This window comes from Mycobacterium novum, from assembly GCF_010726505.1.
Lineage (GTDB): Bacteria > Actinomycetota > Actinomycetes > Mycobacteriales > Mycobacteriaceae > Mycobacterium > Mycobacterium algericum.
This window is the reverse complement of record NZ_AP022562.1, coordinates 1,992,809-2,015,326: the sequence shown is the minus strand read 5'-3', so window position 1 is coordinate 2,015,326 and position 22,518 is coordinate 1,992,809. Positions and strand designations below refer to the sequence as shown.

The 22,518-nt window shown below is 66.0% G+C and carries 19 protein-coding genes; 4 read left to right on the top strand and 15 right to left on the bottom strand.

Features of this window, described 5'->3' with window-relative positions; translation table 11 throughout:
- Positions 1-36: 36 nt before the first annotated feature.
- From G6N19_RS09345 to G6N19_RS09320, 6 genes are read right to left on the bottom strand one after another with little or no spacing between them, the layout of a single operon-like run.
- Complete coding sequence (locus tag G6N19_RS09345) at positions 37-1,743, bottom strand: MCE family protein (RefSeq protein WP_193466190.1); 1,707 nt, start codon at positions 1,741-1,743, stop codon at positions 37-39.
- Positions 1,743-2,921, bottom strand: coding sequence for an MCE family protein (locus G6N19_RS09340; protein WP_232062603.1), 1,179 nt, complete (start codon positions 2,919-2,921; stop codon positions 1,743-1,745). Before G6N19_RS09340 ends, G6N19_RS09345 begins: the two co-directional genes overlap by 1 nt.
- On the bottom strand, positions 2,918-4,297 hold the full coding sequence (locus G6N19_RS09335; RefSeq protein ID WP_193466189.1) for an MCE family protein: 1,380 nt from the start codon (positions 4,295-4,297) through the stop codon (positions 2,918-2,920). Before G6N19_RS09335 ends, G6N19_RS09340 begins: the two co-directional genes overlap by 4 nt.
- Positions 4,294-5,358 carry an MCE family protein gene (locus G6N19_RS09330; protein WP_193466351.1) on the bottom strand — a complete coding sequence of 355 codons (1,065 nt, stop codon included), beginning with the start codon at positions 5,356-5,358 and terminating at the stop codon, positions 4,294-4,296. The genes G6N19_RS09335 and G6N19_RS09330 overlap by 4 nt, the downstream gene beginning before the upstream one ends.
- Positions 5,351-6,382 carry an MCE family protein gene (locus G6N19_RS09325; protein ID WP_193466188.1) on the bottom strand — a complete coding sequence of 344 codons (1,032 nt, stop codon included), beginning with the start codon at positions 6,380-6,382 and terminating at the stop codon, positions 5,351-5,353. Before G6N19_RS09325 ends, G6N19_RS09330 begins: the two co-directional genes overlap by 8 nt.
- A complete protein-coding gene (locus tag G6N19_RS09320) occupies positions 6,382-7,584 on the bottom strand; it encodes an MCE family protein (protein WP_193466187.1) in 1,203 nt (400 codons plus the stop codon). The genes G6N19_RS09325 and G6N19_RS09320 overlap by 1 nt, the downstream gene beginning before the upstream one ends.
- Positions 7,585-7,870: 286 nt before the next feature.
- On the opposite strand from G6N19_RS09320, the gene G6N19_RS09315 reads away from it, so the two are divergent.
- Positions 7,871-8,635 carry a hypothetical protein gene (locus G6N19_RS09315; protein ID WP_085088459.1) on the top strand — a complete coding sequence of 255 codons (765 nt, stop codon included), beginning with the start codon at positions 7,871-7,873 and terminating at the stop codon, positions 8,633-8,635.
- Positions 8,636-9,042: 407 nt separating this feature from the next.
- Here the strand turns inward: G6N19_RS09315 and dnaB are convergent, their stop codons facing one another.
- The 9 genes from dnaB to G6N19_RS09270 all read right to left on the bottom strand — a co-directional run bounded on the left by dnaB (position 9,043) and on the right by G6N19_RS09270 (position 19,722).
- On the bottom strand, positions 9,043-10,419 hold the full coding sequence (gene dnaB, locus G6N19_RS09310; RefSeq protein WP_013831225.1) for a replicative DNA helicase: 1,377 nt from the start codon (positions 10,417-10,419) through the stop codon (positions 9,043-9,045).
- A 480-nt stretch (positions 10,420-10,899) separates the two neighbouring features.
- Positions 10,900-11,358: a 50S ribosomal protein L9 gene (rplI, locus tag G6N19_RS09305; protein WP_013831226.1), complete on the bottom strand. Its 459-nt coding sequence runs from the start codon at positions 11,356-11,358 to the stop codon at positions 10,900-10,902.
- 31 nt (positions 11,359-11,389) lie between these two features.
- Positions 11,390-11,644 (bottom strand): 30S ribosomal protein S18, encoded by a 255-nt coding sequence (gene rpsR / locus G6N19_RS09300; protein ID WP_013831227.1) that lies wholly within the window; start codon positions 11,642-11,644, stop codon positions 11,390-11,392.
- A 35-nt stretch (positions 11,645-11,679) separates the two neighbouring features.
- Positions 11,680-12,195 (bottom strand): single-stranded DNA-binding protein, encoded by a 516-nt coding sequence (locus G6N19_RS09295; RefSeq protein WP_193466350.1) that lies wholly within the window; start codon positions 12,193-12,195, stop codon positions 11,680-11,682.
- A gap of 75 nt (positions 12,196-12,270) precedes the next feature.
- Positions 12,271-12,561 (bottom strand): 30S ribosomal protein S6, encoded by a 291-nt coding sequence (gene rpsF / locus G6N19_RS09290; RefSeq protein WP_019736048.1) that lies wholly within the window; start codon positions 12,559-12,561, stop codon positions 12,271-12,273.
- Between the two features lie 81 nt (positions 12,562-12,642).
- Positions 12,643-14,262 carry a glycosyltransferase family 87 protein gene (locus tag G6N19_RS09285; protein WP_408632472.1) on the bottom strand — a complete coding sequence of 540 codons (1,620 nt, stop codon included), beginning with the start codon at positions 14,260-14,262 and terminating at the stop codon, positions 12,643-12,645.
- Positions 14,259-16,547: a transglycosylase domain-containing protein gene (locus tag G6N19_RS09280; RefSeq protein WP_193466186.1), complete on the bottom strand. Its 2,289-nt coding sequence runs from the start codon at positions 16,545-16,547 to the stop codon at positions 14,259-14,261. Before G6N19_RS09280 ends, G6N19_RS09285 begins: the two co-directional genes overlap by 4 nt.
- A gap of 249 nt (positions 16,548-16,796) precedes the next feature.
- Positions 16,797-19,250, bottom strand: coding sequence for a transglycosylase domain-containing protein (locus G6N19_RS09275; RefSeq protein WP_193466185.1), 2,454 nt, complete (start codon positions 19,248-19,250; stop codon positions 16,797-16,799).
- Between the two features lie 46 nt (positions 19,251-19,296).
- The gene (locus tag G6N19_RS09270) at positions 19,297-19,722 is read right to left on the bottom strand and encodes a DUF5318 family protein (protein WP_193466184.1); all 426 of its coding nucleotides are present in this window, start codon (positions 19,720-19,722) and stop codon (positions 19,297-19,299) included.
- A gap of 113 nt (positions 19,723-19,835) precedes the next feature.
- On the opposite strand from G6N19_RS09270, the gene G6N19_RS09265 reads away from it, so the two are divergent.
- The 3 genes from G6N19_RS09265 (at position 19,836) to G6N19_RS09255 (ending at position 22,515) form a co-directional block, all read left to right on the top strand.
- Positions 19,836-20,678, top strand: coding sequence for a DUF1707 SHOCT-like domain-containing protein (locus tag G6N19_RS09265; protein ID WP_193466183.1), 843 nt, complete (start codon positions 19,836-19,838; stop codon positions 20,676-20,678).
- 127 nt (positions 20,679-20,805) lie between these two features.
- Positions 20,806-21,348, top strand: coding sequence for a PadR family transcriptional regulator (locus G6N19_RS09260; protein WP_013831235.1), 543 nt, complete (start codon positions 20,806-20,808; stop codon positions 21,346-21,348).
- 75 nt (positions 21,349-21,423) lie between these two features.
- Positions 21,424-22,515: an inositol-3-phosphate synthase gene (locus G6N19_RS09255; RefSeq protein WP_013831236.1), complete on the top strand. Its 1,092-nt coding sequence runs from the start codon at positions 21,424-21,426 to the stop codon at positions 22,513-22,515.
- Positions 22,516-22,518 lie beyond the last annotated feature (3 nt).

Below are 22,518 nucleotides of genomic sequence, written 5' to 3'. Positions count from 1 at the left end.
AGCCGCAGCTACGTTTCACGTATGGCGACAGCATCGTCAGCGTTGTTGTGGGTCAAGCATGAGATCGGCCCAGGTCTCTGCAGGTCTGATTCTGTCGTCGGCGGGTATGAACACGCCGACGCCTCCGTTGGAGTCGAGGAACAGTCCGTTGGCGGAGTCGTACGTCGTCAGGTGAACCGAGGTCGGGTGTGCTGCTGCACGCCCGTGGCGGGCGGGGCCCCCCGACGAAGATCCGGCCGGCGCAATTGGAGTGCCCTCTTGACGACCAGACGGATCCTGCCCGTACGGCGGTACCCGGTGACTCGACGGCGGATCGTAGGGCAGGGGCGGCGGCAGCGGGCCCGGCGTCACTGGCGGCACAGGCAGCGGGTAGGGAGCGAACTCGGCCGGGCCCGGACCCGGCTCGACTCCAGGTGGCAGCTGCGTTACCGGCGGACCGGGATCGTAGTCAACTTCCGGCGGTATGTAGGGAAACTTGTTGTCGGGACGAATGTTTCGCGGATCGGTGATCGGCGTGGTCTCGGGCACGGCAGGACCACGCCAGGCTTGATTCCCGATCGGAACATAACCGGCGGGGTCGCGGCACAGTTCGACGGTGGGGGCACGTTTGCCGGGGAACTCCTGGCACGGATAGTTCCGGGCACCACGCACCACCGACGACGAGTTCTGCGGCGCCTTGCAATACATGGCTGTCGGGAGTTCGCGCAGCGTCTGATCTCCCGGGGATCTGATCTGCGGCGGCGGGATGAAGCCGACGTTGCAGGGAGGCGGATCGCCGAGGCTCAGCTTGAAGTCGACTTTGACGCCCTCGTCGGCTGGAAGTTGCTCAGCAGCGCTGATCAGGACTGCGGTGACCGCCGGCAACACCACAAGGGTCTGTTCAAGTGACTTGTTGTAGATCACACCGACACGGCCGAAATTGGCGAGGTCGGCTGCGAGCATGGGGAAAGAGGGCCGGATTCCCTCGAACGCCTGGGTGGCTGACTCGGCCGCCGTCGGAGTCGAGGCGATAACGGCACGAAGTTGCGGATCGGCGGTGCGTAGTTCGGTGGTCAGGCGAGCCAGTCCGTCGGCTAGCGAGGCTATGTTCTGCCCGCTGTGGATCTGTGAATCCAGGAAGGAACCGAGCCGTTCAATCAGAACCGTGGTGTCTTCCCGGTGGGCGTTCATTTCGTCGATCAACGGGCTTGCGGATTTGATCAGCCGTGCCACCTCGGGGCCGCTGCCGGCGAGCGCAGTGGCGGATTCGCGCAACACATCCTTGAGCTTGCTTTGGTCCAGGGATTCGACAAGTCCCTGAGCCTCACGCAGCAGGCTTGCGACGTCACCGCTCAGCGCAGTCTGCGACCGGTCGATCACCGACCCGTTGCGCAACACGCGATCGCTGTTCCCGTCGGGAGCCGGGATGAGGTCCACGTATTGTTCACCGACCGCTGAGACGCTCTTGGCGGTGGCGGTTACACCGGCGGGAATCGCAGTGTCGGAATTCAGCCGCATGTGCACGTCGACACTCAGGGCGTTGGTCAGGGTCACCGCGGTGACTCGACCGACCGTCGATCCGCGGTAGGTGACATTGGCATTGGGATAGAGTCCGCCGCTTGCGGCGAACTTCGCGGTGACGGTGTAGCGACCGATGCCCAGCGTCTCCGGGACGCGCAGGTAGAGAATGGCTACAGCGCCGATAGCGAGAACGGTGACGGCGGTGAAAATGCTCAGCTGCCATCGAACGAGCCTGGTGAGCATCAGCGTGACCCGGGTTTGGGCGTCGCCGCCGGCGGTATGGCGAAGGGGTCGGCGGCCTGTCCGGATAGGTTGGCTTGTTCACCGATGAGGAACTCCGGGGCGGTCACGACTTCACTGAGGTGGCTCATGTTCGGGTCCAGCGGCGAGGTGGTGAAGACGTTCTCGCCGAACCGGCGCTGCGTCAGATCCAGTGTGGCGATAGCGTTGAGGTAGTCGCCTCGAACCGCTTGCTTGATGCCGGTCTGCGGGAATGGATAGGTAGCGATGATCGGTAGTGCGTCAATGAGTTCCTGGGCGTGTTCGGCCAATGGCTTGACCGCGGCGTAGGCATTGGTGAGGTCGGCACCGATATCGTTCTTGGTCTGGTCCAGTACCCGGGCAGCGATCTGGCTGAACCGCTCCAGCGCTGAAAAGGTTTCGATGATCCCGCCAACGTTGGCATGGAGGGTTCGTGTCGCCTCAGGCAGCTCCTCCAGCGCCGAGGTGATGGTGGGGGCGTTGGCCGCGAACTTCGACGCCACCCGGTTGATGGACTCCATTGCGGTGACGATGTCACTGGACTGGCGGTTCACGGCGTCGGTGAGGTCCGCCAGCTGAGGCAGCAGGCCCAGAAACTGGCCAGAGTGGCCGGCGATGGCGTTGTAGAGCTCGTCGGTGATGTCCTGCAGCCCACCCAGGTTGCCCTTGTTGACAACTACGCCGAGCGCCGCCAGCACCTCCTCTGTGGTCGGATAGCGACTGACCCGCTGGATCGGGATCACGGAGTTGAGGGTGAGAACCCCTTGCGGCGGTTCGACTGTGGGGACCGCGAGCTCGACGTGCTGGGATCCCAACAGTGAGGTCTGCCCGAGAGTGACCGTGGCGTTGGCCGGTAAGTGTACTACCGGACTCAGCGACAGCTGTAGCGCGGCGTAGAAGGTGCCGTCGGGGCGTTGCATGACGCGTTGTCCGGACACGCTGCCGACGGTGACGTCGTCGACCATGACTGGGGAGTTCTGTGGAATCGTTGACACGTCGGGAAGTTCGACCGTGACGGTGAATGATCCGGGGCCATGGCCGACGGTACCCGGCATGTTGAGCGAGTTAAGCCCGCCGAACTGACACCCGGTGGCCGTCAACAGGATTGATCCGAGTGCGGCGATTCGATGCGGCAGCTGTCTAGGTGGCTTCATGGTCATCGGCCGGGACTCGGTGCTGTCGCGGGCAGCCCTGGGGATTGTTCGTCCGATTGTGCTGCGGGTGCTGTGGCGACAGGTGGGTCCTGCGCCGTTGGTGGGAGCAGTAGGCGGGCGAGGTCGGTTTCTGGTGCCGCCGCGGGCGGAGGTGGTGATCCGGGCAGGGGCTGCCACTGCAACTGTGACACCGGGGTTTGGGCCTTGGCCTCGGTGGCCGGGGTGTCGTAGATCATTTGGCCCTTGTAGGCGGTGATGGTGTTAATCGGGTGGAATAGCAAGGGCGGGAAGTTCATCATGATCCTTTTGAGAACGGGCGCCATCCGTTCTCGGCAGATTTCGGTGCGCTTGTAATAGTCCGGGGTAGCCGCCGCGTCGAAGACCCCGGCGCACAAGAACTGCACGGGGTTGGCGAGGTTGGGCAGGGACAGGATCGCCCCGATCGATCCTTGCGCAGGGTTGTAGATGTTGTAAAAGTTCGCCAAGCCGTTGGGTGCGACGTGCAGGACTTGCTCGATGTCTCCGGTGTGCTGCGTCAGCAGGGAAGTGAAGTCGGTCAGCTTGGTGACCTGCCGACTAATGACCGCACTATTGCTGTCGAGGAAGGACTTCACCTGCGCCAGCGCCGAGTTGAGCGTGTCCAGTGAGGTGGCGAGATCGGTCGTGCCGTCAGCGAATACCTGAGACAGCGCGGCGACATGGCCGGTGAACTGGACGATCTGCTCGTTACTGGAGGACAGCGCGTCGACCAGAATACGCAAGTTCTTGACTGTGCTGATCAGGTCGAACCGAGAATCCCCTAAGCGCCCGGCGGTTTGAGACAGTTCGTGGATGGCGTTGCGAAACGATTGGCCGTTGCCGTCGAAGGTGTTGGCCGCCTGGTTGATCGCTTTTCCCAGTGGACCCTGCAGGGACCCCTCTCGTGGGGCCAGTTGGGCAGCCAGCTGGGTGAGTTCGTCCTTGACATCGTCCCATTCGACCGGCACAGCGGTGCGCTCTGAGGGAATGGTGGCGTGATCGGGCAGCGCCGGCCCGGTGGTATACAGCGGCCCCAGCTCGATCGCGCGCGCCGAGAGCAAGTTCGGCGCCACGATGACGGCCGAGACTTCGGCGGGCACGGGCACGCCCGCACGGACGGTGAATGCCACGGCGGTGTGGTCGAAGCCGGGTTTGATGCTGGTGATCGATCCCACGGGCACGCCCAGGATCTCGACGTTGTCACCGGGATATAGACCCACTGCTGAGGCGAAGTGCGCCGTGACGGTCAGGGGCGAGGGGCGCCGAAGCGTGGTGGCCAGCCCGCCTATGAGCGCGGCGAGCAGGACGATGAGCAGGGCGAGGCGCCGGTAGGGTCGACGCTGCGCTATGCCGACGCGAGTCATGGCGACTTCGGCCTGACGATGGCACGATCGGTGATGAATCCGCGGAGGAAGTCGGCCAAACTGTCTGGAAGCTTTCCGGGCTGAAAGTAGGAGTCGAGCAATACCCCGCCGATCGTGGGTGGCGGGACACCGAAGACGTTGGCCTGGAAGCCGGGCCCGGCACCGACCACCTCGCCGAGTGCGGTGGCGTAGGCGGGCAGCTGCCTCAAGGCCGCGGAGATATGTTCCCGGTGGTCGTTGAGGTTGTCCAGGACGAGGTTGAGTTTGCTCAAGATCGGCCCGAATTGCTCGACGTTGTCTTTGACGAAGCCCGACAATTGCCTCGCGAGATCCTTGACGCCGGAGATGAGTTGATCAATCGCTTGACGTCGAGCGGCCAGCTCGGCAAAGAGTACGTTGCCATCGGTGATCAGCTGATTCATCTGGCCGGACCGTGCGGCTACAACATCGGACAATCCTTTGGCGTGGCGCAATAGTTGATGCACCTTCTCGTCTCGACCGTTGATGCTGCGCGAGAGGGCCGTGATCCCGTCGAGCGCAGCCCGCATGTGAGGGGTGGCGTGGCGCATCGAGTCGGTCAAGGTCTCCAACGCCTCGACGAATTTCGGATGGTCGAGTTCTCCGATGTTGTGTCCGAGATCCTGCAGCGCGCTGCTGAGGGTGTACGGGGTGCTCGTGCGGACCAACGGGATGGCGGTGACCGTACCGATTCCGCGAGGGGTTACCTCGACGGATCGTTGGCCGAGCACCGTGTCGGTTTTGATTGCGACCAGGGATTGATCGCCCACGCGGATTCTGCGGTCAACGGTGAAGCCGACCCTGGCCGCCCGGTTGGGTATGTCGAGGTCGATGCTGTCCACCTGCCCGACGGTGTAGCCGTAGACCTGTACCGGGTTGCCGGCCGCTATTCCTCCGGCGTGCGCGAAGTAGGCGGTGTAGTGCCGACCATGGGGCCAGAAGGGCAGCGTGGTGTAGCCGAAGGACAGCAGCAACACACAAGTGAGGACACCGATGCTCAGGACGCCGGTTCGTAGCGGATCTCTGCGATCATGGTCACTTATCAAATTCGCACCTGCCCTTGTTGGCCGCAGGGGGTTTGACCGCCGGTAGCAGAATGTCGCTACCGGCCGGGCCGTTGATTTTGATCTTGACCGAGCAGAAGTAGATGTTGAAGAACGACCCGTAAGCGCCCAGCGCGCTCAGCCGCAGATAATCCTCGGCAAGAGGTTCGATAGTTGCGTTGACGTCCTGTTTGCGGTCATCGAAAGCGGCGGCGAGAACGCCCGCGTTCTCAATCACGGCCTGGAAGGGCCGCCGAGCCGAACTGAGCACCTCGGTGAGATCGCGCTGCGCTGCAGCCAGCGGCACCATGGCGTTGGCAAGGGGGTCGTGCCCGTGACTCAACTTAGTGATCAGCTGCTGAAGTTGGTCCACACTTGCGTCTAGCTCGGTACTCTTCTCGTCGGCAGCGGCCAGGACGGTCGTGAGATTGTCGAGCGTTTGGTCGATGAGCTGGTCCCGGCTGGCGATGGTCCGGGTGAACTCGGCGGTGCGGGCCAACACCGTGGACAACGCGCCGCCCTTGCCCTGGAGCAGGTCGATCAGCGCGTTGCTGACCTGGTTGAGTTTGGCGCCGTCGAGGCCTTTAAGTACCGGCCGCAGCCCGCCCAGCAAGGCGTCGAGATCAAGTGCCGGTTCGGTGTTGCTGCGAGGAATCGTCGCGCCGGGAAGCAGTTTCTGGAGGTCTCCCGGGCTAGCGAGGATCTCGAGGTACCGGTCGCCGGTCAGGTTCAGGTAGCGAATCGCCGCGCGGGTGGAGGTGTAGAGCCGTTGGCGCTTGTCCACGGTGAAGGTGACGGTGGCGTGGTCGCCGTCGATGGCGATGTGCTTCACGGTTCCCACCGCGATGCCGGCGATCCGCACGTCTTGGCCGTTCTTGAGACGTGACACGGATTTGAACTCGGCATGGAATGTGTTGCTGGATCCGAATCGAAACTGACCGAAGGTGACGATCAAGCCCGCGAGCACGAGCAGCATGAGGGCCGTGAAGATTCCGACTTTCAGGGCGGACTGGCGTGGGTTCATCAATAGTCGTCTCGTTCGGCGTAGGCACCGTTGAATAGAAACTGCAGTGTCGAGGGCGCGTCGAACTGCAGCTCGGTGTTGGGCTGGTAGGGCACGTAGGCGTTGTCGGTGACCAGGAACGGTGGCCGGTACCAGGACCCGGCACCCTGCTTCGTGGGCAAGTCGGGCAGCCCGCGGCAATTGGGCCCGCCGGAGGCGTTGACCAGCGGCAGACTTTCGGGATAGGTGTAAGCCGCGGATCCCGGGATGAATCCTGCATTGACGAACAGTGCGGGTTCGATGCCACCGATATATGGCCCAAATTTCTTGTAGGCCTTAGCAAATGACGTAATCAGACAGCCGTACTCGGGCGAGTACTCGCTCATCACCTCCAGTGGCGCCCGCATTCGCTGAATGGCGGCGATCAGGTCGCCTTCAGCGGGGCCGAGGGTGTCTGCACCCACGGTAGCCATGCCGGCAACTGCGAGGAGGGCGGCACTGAGGTCGTCGCGCTCGTCGATGATGGTGCGACTGACAGTGGGAAGGTTGGCCAAGGTGGACAGCAGGTCGTTGGCTGCAGCGTCGTAGACGTCGGCGGTAACGCGGGCCCGCTCTATGTCGGACTGCAGCGTCGGCAGATGCGGATTGATGGCGCCCAAGTAGTCGTTGAGGGTGGCCAGCGCATCGCCGAGAGTCGTTCCGTTGCCACGCAATCCAGTCCCCAGCGCCGTAACTGTGGAATTGAGTTGGATGGGATCAATCTTGTTGAGAGTTCCGATCAACGTCTGAAACAGCGTATTCATTTCGATGCTGACGTCCGATGCCTGCAGGTGCGCCTGCGGTTCGAGCCGTTGCGTGGCCGGCTCGTCGGGCGGCAGCAGTTCCACGGACTTGGCACCGAAAACCGTACTGCCCGCGATGCGCGCGGTGACATTGGCTGGGATCTTGGCCAGCTCCCCGGAGCGGATCGCCAGGGTCAGTCGCGCTGACGCGCCGTCGTAGGAGATGTCGGTAACCTTGCCGATCTGTACGCCGAGCAACTTCACCTTGGCATCACGGTCCATCACCAGGCCGGCACGCGGCGAGGTCAGGGTCACGGTGGCAGTGGATGCGAAAGCGCCTTGGTATCCCAAGTAGGTGACGCCTGCTGCGGCTGTGCAACTGGCTGCCAAGATCGCCGCAGCGACACGCACTGTCGCGCGACGGCTCCACCGAACTGCCATTACGCGCCCCCTCATAGCCCCAAGACGACAAACATGCCCCACCACACCGCCTGTACCGCAGGCCCATAGCCACCAGTCGCACATAGCACGCGGTGCCATGGCGGCTGAGGGTGGACCGGGGCGCCACCCCTGCCCGCATTGGCAAAACGATAGCACCCGTTATAACATTACGGCCGATATAATTCAATGGCGCGTCCCGAGTGTGGCGACGCGATGCCACGCGGACGTCGACTCATCTCGTCGAGCCGGACCGCTCGGCTGATCCCCTCGATGCGGAGGCCTGTTGATGACAGAGACGATCCGGCACGACGACGGCACAGGGCAGGCGCCAGCGCGGCGAGGACTATCGTCGCTACAACGCGCCCTGTTCGGAGTGCTCGCCTTCTTCTTTGCGATACATCCGGTCTTTTGGTACCTGGAATTCCATGTCGGGGTTCCGCATGTCGTCGCATCGACCGCGATGGTGGTGGTCGTTGTCGGCTGCTTCGTAACGGCGTTGATCCTGCCGTGGGTCGCTCTGGGTGATCAGCGGTCTCGGACGCGCGCCGAACGATTCGGCGCCATGGTGATCGTCTGGGTGTTCATCGCACTCATTCCCCGCTTCATCTGGGAACTGCCGTGGCTGCTGTTCTTCGATCGCATCGTGGAAGGCGTCGAGAGCGGGGCCCTATGGACCTATATGTGGTCGCCCATCTTGCTCGGCGGCGACGCCCGCTACCTCGATGGCGATGCCCTCATCGTCTGCATGGAATGGATTGCTCTGTTCGTCGGGTTCTTCGAGGCCTACGCCCTGTTCCAGTTCTTCAGAAACGGCAAGCGCTTCACCAACAATCAGTTGTCACTGATCATGGCCGGCATGATCGTGGAGGTGACGCTCCCAGCTGTCTACTTCGGCGTGGAGATCGCGAACAACCTGCAGAGCATGTCGTCGCCGGTGGAGATGTGGGTGAAGTTCGTCCTGATCAACGTGCTGTGGTGCACCATGCCCTTGGTCACCTACTTCTGGGGAGTGCGCAGATTGGCAAGTCACGACCTGGCGGTGCGGTTTTGATCACGCCGTAACGGGTGCCGTCGACCCCGGCACGACCGTGAGATAGACGGCTCGGCCGGACTCTCCAGGGCACGCCGCGATGGGTCCGCCCATCGGGTGGTCGCTCGCCCGATGACGGGCGGCCTAAAGGAACTCAGGCATCCCGAAACCACTACGCGCAGCGAAATCTCGTTGCAGCAGTGAGCACCCAAGTGACCTTGCTTAACCGTCAAGGCCTCCTTCGTAGTCGACCTTACGGCGGTGTAGCAGGAGACCATCGACCCGTGAACTTACTCACTAATCCGGCCATGAAGCCGCCCTGAAATACGCGCATGCCCGCATGACACGTTCGTGAGACAGATGACAGGGACATGACACCGACGCTGAGAATACGACACGCAGCGTGAGACCCCACATACTGGCAGTCGCTAGTGCGCCATATTCGTGAACCGCGACAGGTGCAGCTGATGCGCCACCGTCACCGTCTTCGTCGGGCCGTTACGGTGTTTGGCCAGAATGAGATCCGCCTCGCCGCCGCGCGGGTCGTCACGCTCGAACGCATCGGGCCGGTGCAACAAGATCACCATGTCGCTATCCTGTTCGATACTGCCCGATTCACGTAGATCAGCTAACATTGGCTTTTTGTCGGTGCGCTGCTCGGGGCCGCGGTTGAGCTGGCTGAGCGCAACCACCGGCAGTTCCAACTCCTTCGCCAACAGCTTCATCTGCCGGGAGAACTCCGAGACCTCCTGCTGTCGCGACTCGACCTTTTTCCCCGATGTCATCAGTTGCAGATAATCGACCACCACCATGCGCAAGTCGGCTTTCTGCTTGAGCCGGCGGGCCTTGGCGCGGATCTCCATCATGGTCAGGTTGGGCGAATCGTCGATATACAGTGGCGCCTCACTGATCTCGCTCATCCGCCGCGCCAGCCGGGTCCAGTCGTCATCGGTCATCCGGCCCGAACGCATGTCCCCGAGCTTGATCTTCGCCTCGGCCGAGAGCAGCCGCATGACGATCTCAGTCTTGCTCATCTCCAGCGAGAAGATGACGCTCGGCAGCTGGTGTTTGATCGAGCACGATCGCAAAAAATCTAGTGCCAGCGTCGATTTGCCCATACCCGGCCTGGCCGCGATCACGACCATCTGCCCCGGGTGCAACCCGTTGGTCACCTCGTCCAGATCGATGAAGCCCGTGGGCACACCGCGCGCGATCCCGCCGTGGGAGGCGATCGCGTCGATCTCGTCCATGGTGGGCTGCAGCAGGTCTTCGAGCGGCACGAAGTCCTCGGAGAGCCGGCGGTCGGCGACGTCGTAGATCTCGGCCTGGGCGCGGTCGACGATCTCGGCCACATCGGCGCCCTCCGCGCCGGCGTAGCCGTACTGCACCACCCGGGTGCCGGCCTCCACCAGCCGGCGCAGCAGCGCCTTCTCGGCGACGATGCCGGCGTAGTAGCCGGCGTTGGCCGCCGTGGGCACCGTCGAGATCAGCGTGTGCAGATACGGGGCGCCACCCACCCGGCGCAGCAGGCCGCGGCGGTCGAGTTCGGCGGCCACCGTCACCGGGTCGGCCGGCTCGCCGCGGCCATACAGATCCAGGATCGCGTCGTAGATGTTCTGGTGCACCGGACGGTAGAAGTCGCCGGGCCGCACCCGCTCCAACACGTCGGCGATGGCGTCCTTGCTCAGCAACATCCCACCGAGCACCGACTGTTCGGCGGCGACGTCCTGGGGCGGCTGGCGGCCGACATCCTCGCGCGGCGGCTCCTCGAGCTCAGAGTGCCCGCGGTCGTCGACCACTGCCATACGCCCCACCTCCCTCAGCGTGACTCGAACGTCTGTTCGGCTCGCTGCCCCAACCGTAATCGTGGGCACCGACATCGCCGGTCCCGTCGTGCCGGCTTGACGCTAGGCGTTGCTGGCGGCGCCACCAAACGGCCTTGTTCACAAAGGTGTGGATGAAGTGTGCATACCGGACCTTCACTTGTTTGGGACCGTGGGGAAGACCTGTGGATCATTCATCGCTGGTTAGGTATCACTGCAGGTAAGCGCACCACACTGCGGTGTCGTCGTTGTGGAAGACAATCTCTTCGGCGTGTCGGCTCAGGTTGCGGTCTTGGGCGTGTTGCCTGACGCGGAGGTAGACGGCGCTCCACGACCGGGTAAATAGCACCAGGACTTCACACCGGCCGAAAAGTTAGCCAGAGTTAACCGGCCTTAACCGGATTCGGGCACAGCGGCGCCCCGGCGGAGCCGATCAGGGCGCCACCGGGGCAGCTGGGAATGCTAGTTCGCCGCGGCGACGTCGAGCGTGACGTCGACGTGGACCTCGGGGTGCAGGTGCACCGATACCGGGTGGCTGCCGATCGCCTTGATGTGCGCCTTGGGTAGCCGCACGATCCGCCGGTCGAGGTTGGGCCCGCCCGCCTTCTTGATGGCGGTGACCACGTCGCCGGCGGTCACCGAACCGAACAGTTTGCCCGAGTCGGCGGCGGTCTTCATCGGCAGCGTGACCGGGCCCAGCGCGTCGAGGGCCGCCTTGAGCTCCTTGGCGTGGTCCAGGTCGCGCACCTGCTTGGTCTCGCGGGCCCGGCGGATGTCGTCGGCCTGCTTCTGCGCGCCGCGCGTGGCGAGGATAGCCAGGCCCCGCGGGAGCAGGTAGTTGCGGCCGTATCCGTCCTTGACCTCGACGGTGTCTCCGGCCGCTCCGAGGTGGTCCACCTCAGCGGTCAAAATCAGCTTCATCGTTTCGTACTTTCTCGGCTGGGACGGTCGGCTAGCGGGCCGACGAGGTGAAGGGCAGCAACGCGACCTCGCGGGCGTTCTTGACCGCGAGCGCGATGTCGCGCTGGTGCTGAACGCAGTTGCCGGTCACCCGCCGGGCGCGGATCTTGCCCCGCTCACTGATGTAGGTGCGCAGCAGCGAAGTGTCCTTGTAGTCGATCTCCTGCTTCTTGTTCGAGCAGAACGCGCACTTGCGCGTCTTGATCGGCTTCTCGGGAGCCGGGCGCCGCTTGTTGGATTTGGCCATCTATCTATCTCTTTCGTGCTGTGTGGTTCGGTTGTCTAGAAGGGCGGTTCGTCGTCGGCGCCGCCGAAGGAGCCGGACGCCGGAGCACTGCCCCACGGGTCTTCCGCGGGCGCGCCGCCGGACTGGGCCGTCGGGGCCGCACCCGCTGCGGCACCGCCGCCCGCGCCGAAGCCGCCACCGCCACCACCGCGACTGACCTTGTTGATCTTGGCGGTGGCATACCGCAGCGAGGGGCCGACCTCGTCGACCTCGATCTCGTAGACGGTGCGCTTCTCGCCCTCGCGGGTTTCGAAGGACCGCTGCCGCAGCCGGCCGGTGACGATCACCCGCGATCCGCGGGTGAGGCTCTCGGCGACGTTCTCCGCGGCCTCACGCCAGATGTTGCACCGCAGGAACAGCGCGTCGCCGTCCTTCCACTCACCGCTCTGCCGGTCGTAGATCCGCGGGGTGGACGCCACCGTGAAGTTGGCGACCGCCGCCCCCGACGGGGTGAACCGCAGATCCGGGTCCGCGGTCAGGTTTCCGACGACGGTGATCGTGGTGTCACCAATAGCCACGGGGCCCTCCTGGGATCGTATCGACGCTGCATGTGTCAGCTGAGCCTACGCAACGGCGGCGACAGCCTGCTACGACTTGTCGGTCCGCATCACCTTGGTGCGCAGCACCGCCTCGTTCAGGCTGAGCTGCCGGTCGAGTTCGGACACGGTCGCCGGGGCGGCCTTGACGTCGATGACCGCGTAGATGCCCTCGGCATGCTTGGCGATCTCGTAGGCCAGCCGGCGCTTGCCCCAGATGTCGACCTTGTCCACCGTGCCACCGTCTTTGCGGATGACGTTCAAGAACGTCTCCAGGGACGGGGCGACAGTGCGCTCGTCGAGAGTGGGGTCAAGGATGACCATGATTTCGTATGGACGCATGGGAACCTCATCACCTCCTATGGTCGTAGTGCGGCCGTGGATCTGACCACGGCAGGAGGGTCGCCTGCGTCGGCAACCCGGCTAGGCTACCGGAGGCTGGGCTGCGGAGCGAAATCGACGGGCGGGCAGCCAGGCCGGGGGCGCATCCGCCGCGCGATCGAACACCCCGCCGGCGGGATCGTCGAACCCCCGCTCGCGCACCAGATCCACCGGGGCCTGATCGGGCCGGTAGATCTGCCGAATCACCAACGCACACAATCCCAGCACCGCCAGATCGCGCAGCAGCACCGTGCTGGTGAACACCTGCTCGGGCAGGCTGCGGTCCGAGACGCTGTAGAGGTAGTACATCCGCGGTACCCACACCAGCGCGTCGACGGCCATCCAGGCCAGTAGCAACCGGCGATGCGGCAGCGCCAGCACAGCCAGCGGCACCAGCCACAGCGAGAACTGCGGGCTCCACACCTTGTTGGTCAGCAAGAAGGCCGCCACCAGCAGGAAGGCCAACTGCGCCACCCGCGGCCGCCTCGGCGCCGTCAGCGCGATGTAGCCGATTCCGGCGCAGCACAGCGCGAACGACACCGCGACCACGATGTTGAGCACCGACGGTGGCTGCCACAGCCCCAGCTCCCCATCGAAGCCCCGCCAGCCGGTCAACGACTTCACCACGTTGTAGATCGAGTCCATGTCATCGCCGCGGCGGGAGTTGAGCCGGAAGAACTCGGTCCAGCCGCGCGGCGCGAAAACCAGCACCGGCAGGTTCACCGCCAGCCAGCTCAGCGCCGTCGCCACCACCGTGCGCCTGACGTCACGCAACCGCCCGGTCCGCAGCCCCAGCAGCAGCAGCGGGTAGAGCAGCAGTACCGGATACAGCTTGGCGGCGGTACCCAGGCCGAGCAGCACCCCGGCTGCCACCGGCCGGCGTCGCGCCCAGGCCAGCAGCCCGGCCCCGGCGAACGCGGTGGCCAGCGCGTCGAAGTTGGTGAAGACCTGGAAGATGACCAAGGGCGAGGCCGCCACCAGGGCGGCATCCCAGACCCGGCGGCCGGCCAGCCCGGCGGTGGACCACACCGTCACCAGCCAGGCCAGGGCCAGGCCGACGGCGACGATGTCGAAGAACACCACCACCTCGGCGACCCCGCTCAACGCCGGGATCTTCACCACCTTGGTGATCGCCGTGTACGTCTTGGCCAGGGCCATCGCGGAGTATTGGTAGAGCCCGGTCAGCACCGGATATTCCATGTAGCGCTGCGCTGGCAGCCCGTCGTAGCGGATCTGCGGCTTGCCGGTGCCGTCCTTCTCCACCCAGCTGGACTTGTAGGGGAACTTGCCCTGGTTCAGCAACTCCGCGGTGTACAGCGGTACGACGTCGGAGTAGCACAGCTGGAAATAGGCGCGCTCGTTGTCCCAGTTGGCGACCCGCTCGTCGGGGCCGCCGGAGCCGACGCTCTGCAGGCACGCCGACTTGGTGGTCCAGCCCAGCGCCAGGAACAGCACCGCGATCAAGAACATCACCCGCAGCGGCGTCATGAATCGGGCACGCCCGATCAGCGCGTGGCGGCCCACCGGTCCGCCGATGGTGTTCGACAACGCGTGCACGACGTCGTCGGTACGGGTCGGCAGGTCGCGGTCGTCGGCGCTGCGCAGGTCCTCGGCAAGGGGCAGCGGCGACACCACCGGACGGCCTGGGATCACCTCCGTCACGGTAGTTGCTCCGGCGCCGGGGGCGGCGGAGGAGGAGGGGGCGGCGGCTCAGGCGGCGGTGGAGGTGGCGGCGGCGGTAGTAGTGGTGGCGGCGGGAACAATGGTGGCTCCCCGAACGGTGGTGGCGGCTCCGGTATCTCCGCGTCCTGGGGCGGCGGCGGCGAGAACCACTCCGGCTGCGGCGGGGGCGCGGACGGCACCCCGGCGAACCCGCCGATGTCGGTGGGCTTGGGGAACTGCGCGATGGGATCGCCCCGCAGCGCGCCGTCCATGGTGGCCTTCCAGATGTCGCTGGGCAGCCCCGCGCCGTAGACCGGACCGCCCCATTTGTTCGTCAGCGGCTCGTCGCCCTGGTCGGTGCCGACCCAGACCGCCGTCGACAGCGTCGGCGTGTAGCCGACCATCCAGGCGTCCCGGTTCGCTCCGGTGTTACCCAGCTGGGTGGTGCCGGTCTTGGCCGCGGCGGGCCGACCGCCGGCCAGCTCGTGTCCACCCGACCAGCCCGGGATCGCCTTCATGGCGTCGGTGACGTTGTCGGCGACCGCCTGGGGGATGCGTTGCTCGCCGGTGTCGCCGGCGGTGGTGCTGTCGAAGATCACCCGGCCGTCGGGGCCGACGACCCGCTGGATGAAATGCGGCCGGTGATACCTCCCGGAGTTGGCCAGCGTGGCGTACGCCGAGGCCATGTCGATCACCCGGGTCTGGTACTGGCCGAGCACGATGCCGTTCTCCGGCGGCCCGCCGCGGCCGTCCTCGGACAACGTGTGCGCGACCCCGGGAAAGCTCTCGGCGACCCCGGCGGCGTGCGCGGCATCGGCGACGTCCCGCGGGCCGTTCTTGAGCTTGAGCATCAGCCGGTAGTAGGCGGTGTTCAGGGAGCGCTTGAGCGCCTCGGCGATATTGCAGACCCCGCAGCTGGCGCCGCCGACATTGCTGATCTTGGTGCGGCCCACGGTCAGTGGGGCGCTGTCGACCTGGTAGCCCAGGCCGATGCCCTGTTGCAGCGCGGCCACCAGGGCGAACACCTTGAACGACGACCCGGTCTGCAGGCCCGCCTGGGCGAAGTCGAAACCGCCGCCGTCGGCGCCGCCGTAATAGGCCCGCACCGCACCGGTGCGCGGATCGATGGCGACCACCGCGGTCCGCAACGCCGGCTTCTGCCCGGCCATGACGTTTCCCACCGCCTTCTCCACGGCGCGCTGCGCCTTCATGTCGATGGTGGTGGTGATCCGCAGCCCCAACATGTTCAGCGCCTGCTCGTCGATGCGGAACATGTCGAGCAGTTCAGCGATGACCTGCCGCTGGATCAGTCCCGCGGGTCCGGTGGCCTGATCGGCGTTGCGCGCCTGCTGCGGCGGGATCGTCGCCGGAAACACCTGCCTGGCGCGTTCGGCCGGACTCAAAGCGCCGGTCTCGACCATGCCGTCGAGCACCCAGTTCCAACGGCTGAGTGCGCGTTCGGCGTGGAATGCGGGATCCAGCGCCGACGGTCGCTGGATCACCGCCGCCAGCAGCGCACCCTGCGCGATGTCGAGCTCTGAGACCGGTTTGCCGAAGAACGCCCGCGCCGCCGCGGCGATCCCGTAGGCGGTGCGCCCGAAGTAGATGATGTTGAGGTAGGCCTCCAGCACTTCGTCCTTGGGCCACTCCCGTGACATCTTGCTGGCGATCACCAGCTCTTTGCCCTTGCGGACCACCCCGGCCAACCCGGTCCGCTCTGAGCCGACCAGCGCGTTCTTGACGTACTGCTGGGTGATCGTCGAACCGCCCTGGGTGTCGCCCCCGAGCACGTTGTTCCTGACCGCCCGGAAGAACCCCGAGAAGGAGTAGCCGGAGTTGGTGTAGAAGTCGCGGTCCTCGGCCGCCAACACCGCGTCACGCACGTGGACCGGTACCTGGTCGATCTTGATGTCGGTCCGATTACCTTCCGGTGGAATGATTCTCGCCAGCTCGGTGCCGTCGGCGGCGAGAATCGTCGAGACCTGGTCGGTGTGGATGTCGCCCGGCTCGGGAATCTCGACGGTGCGGTAGGCCATGCCGAACGTGACCACCGGGGCGACCACCATGGTCGCGACGACGGCGTACACACCGCGCCGGACCCCACGCCAGTTCACTCGTCGACGGCGACCGTCTGCTGCACCGCCCGCCGGCACTTCGGCGCCACTGGGCTCATCGGAGTGCGGCCGCGGTCGTTCCAGCGCCGCCTTGACCTCCTCGATGGGATCCCGCAGATCCTCGCCGTCACCGTTCAGCGGATCCGCCGGCGAGTCGTCCGTCGTCGTCAAGAAGTGTTCTTCTGCAGCGCTTCCGGCCCCCGGCGCCGGCGGCCCCGAACTCTTCACTGTCGGCGGGGACGTCCCCGCGCAGCACGACCGGGTTTCCGGCTCGCCGCCATCTTCACAGGGGCGCAACCCATCTCAGCCAACGGCAACGTGCCCGACGGCCCGTCGTCCACCACCCGTTGCTGCGGTCGCATGCTCACCAGGTTACGTCCGCACGCCGCGGCGTCGAGTGCAAACGAGATCACAAACCCGCTACGGCATCGGCGGCGCCGGTTCGCCCGGCGGCGGCCCGGTCGACTCGGGTTCGCCCGGCGGCGGAACCTGCGGTTGCGGCGCCTGCCCCGGCAGCGGCGGCTGCGGTTGCGGCGGTGCGACCGGGATGGTGGTGGGCGGACCGATCGGGATAGTGATCCCCGGCGCGATCTCGATCGTCGGCTGGATCACGGTCTCCGACGGCTCCGGCGGCGCCAACTCCTCCGGCGGGGGTGGCGGCGGCGCGGCGGGAACACCGGCGTAGCCGCCGATCTCGGTGGGCGTCGGGAAGGACTCGTTGGAGGTGCCCCGCAGCGCGCCGTCCATGGTGGCCTTCCAGATGTCGGCAGGAATGCCCGCGCCGTACACCGGCCCGCCCCACTGGTTCACCAGCGGTTCGTCGCCGCCGGTGGTACCGACCCACACCGCGGTCGACAACGACGGCGTGTAACCGACCATCCACCCGTCCCGGTTGGCCCCGGTGTCACCCAGCTGGGTGGTTCCGGTCTTGGCCGCCGACGGTCGCCCGCCGGCCAGGTTGTGCCCGCGCGACCAGCCGGCGATGGGCTGCATCGCCGAGGTGACGTTGTCGGCGACCGCCTTGGGAATGCGCTGCTCGCCGGTGTCTTCGGAGGTCTGGGCGTCGAACAGCACCTGGCCGTCGGCGTTGACCACCTTCGCCACGAAGTGCGGCGGGTGATACACCCCGGAGGCGGCCAGCGTCGCGTACGCCGAGGCCATATCGATCACCCGCGTCTGGTACTGGCCCAGCACGACGCCGCCTTCAGGCGGCCCGCCGTCCTGCGACAGGGTGTGCGGAACCCCGGGGAAGCTCTTGGCGACGCCGGCGGCGTGCGCCGCATCGGCGACATCCTGGGCGCCGTTCTTGAGCTTGAGCATCAGCCGGTAGTAGGCGGTGTTCAACGAGCGCTTGAGCGCCTCGGCGATGTTGCAGACCCCGCAGCTCTCACCTTCGGCGTTGGTGATCTTGATCCGGCCGCCCTCGATGGCCAGCGGGGAGCTGTCGATCTGATAGCCCAGGCCGATGCCCTGCTCGAGCGCGGCGACCAGCGCGAACACCTTGAACGACGACCCGGTCTGCAGCCCCGCCTGAGCGAAGTCGAAACCGTTGGCGTCCGAACCCCCGTAATACGCGCGCACCGAGCCGTCGCGCGGGTCGATGGACACCACCGCCGATCGCATGTTGGGGATCTGGCCTTTGAGGTAGGTGTCCACCGCGTCGACCGCGGCGTCCTGCGCCTGCGGATCGATGGTGGTGGTGATCTGCAGGCCCTGGGTGTTCAGGGTCTGCTCGTCGATGTCGAACAGCTCCAGCAGTTCCTTGGTGACCTGCCGCTGGATCAGCCCGTTGGGTCCGGTGGTGATGTTCTGGGAGCGGGCCAACTCCGGCGGCACCGTCTCCGGGAACTGTTGAGCGGCACGCTCACCGGCGGTCAGCGCCCCGGTCTCCACCATCCCGTCGAGAACCCAGTTCCACCGGTCGAGGGCGCCTTCGGGGTCGACGGCGGGATCCAGGGTCGAGGGTCGCTGAATCAGCGCGGCCAGCAGCGCGCCTTCGGCGACGTCGAGTTGCTCGACGGGCTTGTCGAAATACGCCCGGGACGCCGCGGCGATCCCATAGGAGCCGCGGCCGAAATAGATGATGTTCAGATAGGCCTGCAGCACATCGTCTTTAGGCCACGCGCTGGACATCTTGGTGGCGATTACGAGCTCTTTCGCCTTGCGGACCAAGCCGCGCAGACCGGCCCGCTCGGAGCCCACCAGTGCGTTCTTGACGTACTGCTGGGTGATGGTGGAGCCGCCCTGGGTGTCGCCGCCGAACAGGTTGTTCTTGACCGCGCGGGCGAAGCCGGACACCGAGAAACCCGGGTTGGAGTAGAAGTCGCGGTCTTCTGCGGCCAGCACCGCATCCCGCACATACACCGGCACCTGATTGATGTCGATGTCGACGCGATTGCCTTCCGGCGGGATGATCTTGGCAAGTTCCGAACCGTCGTTGGCCAGGATCGTCGACACCTGGTTGGTGCGGATGTCACCGGGCGAAGGCACATCGGTGATGGAGTAGGCCATCGCGAACGTGATGATCGGCAGCAGCAGGATCACCGCGGCCGCGACGTAGAGCCCGCGCCGAACCCACGTCCAGTTCGGCGGATGGCGGCGCAGCCAGTCCAGCGGGTCGGCCGCCGTGGGCCGGTCGGTGTGCTGGACGCGGTCGGTTCGCCGCGGCGGCGGCTCGACCGGCTTCTCCGGCGGCGGTTGCCGGCGCGGGCCGCGTCCGCTCAGCGCCTGCTCGCGCTGCCGCGGCGCGCCATCGAGGGCCGCCCGCACCGCGTCGATCGGATCGCGCAGGTCGTCGGTCACCGCGTCGTCGACCGCGGGGATGATCGCGGTCTGCCGGTCATCCGGCGAGCCGGGCCCACGGCGCGCACCCACCTCGGAAGGCCCGGTCGAACCAGTGTCCGGCCGGTCGTCGTGGTGTTTACTCACTGGCGGTACGGGCTCCGCTGCGTGCCGTCCGCCGTCCTCGGGATCCCTTCGGCGGGCGCGCGAGGCCCAGCACATACGACTTCACGAGATGATTCCAGCTGCAGGTCCGGCACACCTCGACCACGTGCACCGAGAACTCCGGGTAACGGGTGGCCAGCAGCACCAGTTCCTCGGCGGAACGCGCCGAACCCGACACCGCCCCCAGGTCGTCGCCGTAGACCCACGACACCAGGGTGAGTTGCTCCTTGCGGCAGATCGGGCAGACCACCGCGCTGGCCTTGCCGTGGTACTTCGCCGCCCGGAGCAGATACGGGTTGGCGTCGCACACCTCGGACACCCCGGTACGCCCGGAATAGACCTCGGCCAGCAGGGAACGGCGCCGGAGCGCGTAGTCCACCACCTGTCGCTGCAATCGCACGGTGACCAGAGTACGTCGGGTCCGCGCGGGCCGGTGTGATGAACGCCCTTATCCCACACCAACCGGTGTATTCGGGCCTCGCCGTAGCGCGCTGAAGTCTTACGATCGTCGCCGTGGCAACACGGCAGAGCTCCGGAACCCGGGCCAAGGACAGCGACCGGGACGACGTCTGCCGCATCCTGGACGCCGCCCTGGCCGAGGGGCAGCTGTCGAGCGAGGAGCACCGGGAACGCGTCAGTGCGGCCACCCGTGCCGTCACGCTCGGTGACCTCCACTCGCTGATCGCCGATCTGCAGACCGCGAGCGCGCCCGTGCAACTGCCGGCGCTGAACAAGCCCGTCGGATTCGGTGGTCGCGCGATGGCGGCGGCGGCATTGGGCGCGGCGGTGCTGCTGGGGCTGGGCATCGGCTGGGGGGTGTACGGCAATACGAGTTCGCCGCTGAGCTTCACCTCCGACCCCGGCGCCAAGCCCGACGGCGTCGCCCCGCTGGTGCTGACACCGCCGCGTCGGCTGCATTCGCTGGGCGGGTTGAGCGGCCTGCTGGAACAGGCCCGCGCGAAGTTCGGTGACACTCTCGGTTATCGGCTGGTCGTCTACCCGGACTACGCGTCGCTGACCCGGGCCGATCCCACCGAGGATCGCCGCGAACTGGATTACAGCTACCGGGGCGGCTGGGGCGACCCGTCCAGCTCGGCCAAGAACAGTGGCGCCGTGCTGGTCGACCTGAGCGGCTTCGATATCAAGGCCGCGGTCGGCATCCTGCGCGGGGCGCCCGAGACGCTCGGGATCAAGGACGGCGACGTCAAGTCGACCTATCTGATCGTCGAGCCGGCCCGGGATCCGACAACACCGGGGGCGCTGTCGTTGTCGGTATACGTCTCCAGCGACTACGGCGGCGGCTACATCAACTTCGCCGGCGACGGGTCGGTCAAGCGCATCAATTACCCGTCCTGAACTGGCGGCGTCGGGACACTGAACGTTGGGCGAACATCAGGCCACTTGGGTTCTGTTATATCGGCGCGATACTATGGCCCGAACCGTCGAACGGTCGTAGCCACAAATCATCGCAGGAGGTGAATCGGTGCTTGAGCTTGCCATCCTGGGCTTGCTGCTCGAGTCTCCGATGCACGGCTACGAGCTGCGGAAACGGTTGACCGGTCTGCTGGGCGCATTCCGGGCGTTCTCCTACGGCTCGCTGTATCCGGCGCTGCGGCGCATGCAGGCTGCCGGGTTGATCGCCGAGGACGCCGCCCCGGCGGGCACCCCGGTGCGCCGGGCCCGACGGGTCTACCGGCTGACCGACGCCGGTCGCCAGCGCTTCACCGAGCTGGTGGCCGACACCGGACCGCAGAACTACACCGACGACGGCTTCGGAGTCCACCTGGCTTTCTTCAACCGCACCCCCGCCGAGGCGCGGATGCGGATTCTGGAAGGCCGCCGTCGGCAGGTGGAGGAACGCCGGGAGGGCCTGCGTAACGCCGTGACGCGGGCCAGCAACTCACTGGATCGCTACACCCGCCAACTGCACCAGCTCGGGCTGGAGTCCAGTGAGCGGGAGGTCAAGTGGCTCAACGAGTTGATCGCGGCCGAACGCGTCTCGCAGGGCCGCGCCGAACAATCTTGACCCTGCCCGGCGCGGGAATCAGAACAACACAAACAGCACGTCAGCAGTGACAGCAGAAGAAGGAGAACGTCGGAAATGACTGAGCAAACGACGGATGTGCGGGTCGCCATTGTCGGCGTCGGTAACTGCGCCTCCTCGCTGGTCCAGGGCGTGCAGTACTACCAGAACGCCGACGACACTTCGACGGTGCCCGGTCTGATGCACGTGCGATTCGGTCCGTATCACGTCCGCGATGTGAAGTTCGTCGCCGCGTTCGACGTGGACGCCAAGAAGGTCGGCTTCGACCTGTCCGAGGCCATCTTCGCCTCGGAGAACAACACCATCAAGATCGCCGACGTGCCGCCGACCAACGTGGTGGTGCAGCGCGGTCCCACCCTCGACGGCATCGGCAAGTACTACGCCGACACCATCGAGGTCTCCGATGCCGACGCCGTCGATGTGGTCTCGGTGCTCAAGGAGGCCAAGGTCGACGTGCTGGTGTCCTACCTGCCGGTGGGATCCGACGAGGCCGACAAGTTCTACGCCCAGTGCGCCATCGACGCCGGGGTCGCGTTCGTCAACGCGCTGCCGGTGTTCATCGCCTCGGACCCAGTGTGGGCCAAGAAGTTCGCCGACGCCGGCGTGCCGGTTGTGGGCGACGACATCAAGAGCCAGGTCGGCGCGACCATCACCCACCGCGTTATGGCCAAGCTGTTCGAGGACCGCGGCGTCACGCTGGACCGCACCTACCAGCTCAACGTCGGCGGCAACATGGACTTCAAGAACATGCTCGAGCGGGAGCGGCTGGAGTCCAAGAAGGTCTCCAAGACCCAGGCCGTCACCTCCAACCTGACCGGCTCGCTGGCCGGCAAGGTCGAGGACAAGAACGTGCACATCGGACCGAGCGACCACGTGGCCTGGCTCGATGACCGCAAGTGGGCCTACGTGCGGCTGGAAGGCCGCGCTTTCGGCGACGCGCCGCTGAACCTGGAGTACAAGCTCGAGGTGTGGGACTCGCCGAACTCGGCCGGCATCATCATCGACGCGGTGCGCGCGGCCAAGATCGCCAAGGACCGCGGCATCGGCGGGCCGATCATCCCCGCCTCGGCCTACCTGATGAAGAGCCCGCCCAAGCAGCTGCCCGACGACGTCGCGCGCGCGCAACTCGAAGAGTTCATCGTCGGCTAAGCA

What these genes read in the sequence shown, in the direction of transcription:
- G6N19_RS09335 (WP_193466189.1), bottom strand. Translation starts at nt 4,297, where the DNA reads ATGACTCGCGTCGGCATAGCGCAGCGTCGACCCTACCGGCGCCTCGCC.
- G6N19_RS09320 (WP_193466187.1), bottom strand. Translation starts at nt 7,584, where the DNA reads ATGGCAGTTCGGTGGAGCCGTCGCGCGACAGTGCGTGTCGCTGCGGCG.
- rplI (WP_013831226.1), bottom strand. Translation starts at nt 11,358, where the DNA reads ATGAAGCTGATTTTGACCGCTGAGGTGGACCACCTCGGAGCGGCCGGA.
- dnaB (WP_013831225.1), bottom strand. Translation starts at nt 10,419, where the DNA reads ATGGCAGTGGTCGACGACCGCGGGCACTCTGAGCTCGAGGAGCCGCCG.
- G6N19_RS09345 (WP_193466190.1), bottom strand. Translation starts at nt 1,743, where the DNA reads ATGCTCACCAGGCTCGTTCGATGGCAGCTGAGCATTTTCACCGCCGTC.
- rpsF (WP_019736048.1), bottom strand. Translation starts at nt 12,561, where the DNA reads ATGCGTCCATACGAAATCATGGTCATCCTTGACCCCACTCTCGACGAG.
- G6N19_RS09315 (WP_085088459.1), top strand. Translation starts at nt 7,871, where the DNA reads ATGACAGAGACGATCCGGCACGACGACGGCACAGGGCAGGCGCCAGCG.
- G6N19_RS09325 (WP_193466188.1), bottom strand. Translation starts at nt 6,382, where the DNA reads ATGAACCCACGCCAGTCCGCCCTGAAAGTCGGAATCTTCACGGCCCTC.
- G6N19_RS09340 (WP_232062603.1), bottom strand. Translation starts at nt 2,921, where the DNA reads ATGACCATGAAGCCACCTAGACAGCTGCCGCATCGAATCGCCGCACTC.
- G6N19_RS09255 (WP_013831236.1), top strand. Translation starts at nt 21,424, where the DNA reads ATGACTGAGCAAACGACGGATGTGCGGGTCGCCATTGTCGGCGTCGGT.
- rpsR (WP_013831227.1), bottom strand. Translation starts at nt 11,644, where the DNA reads ATGGCCAAATCCAACAAGCGGCGCCCGGCTCCCGAGAAGCCGATCAAG.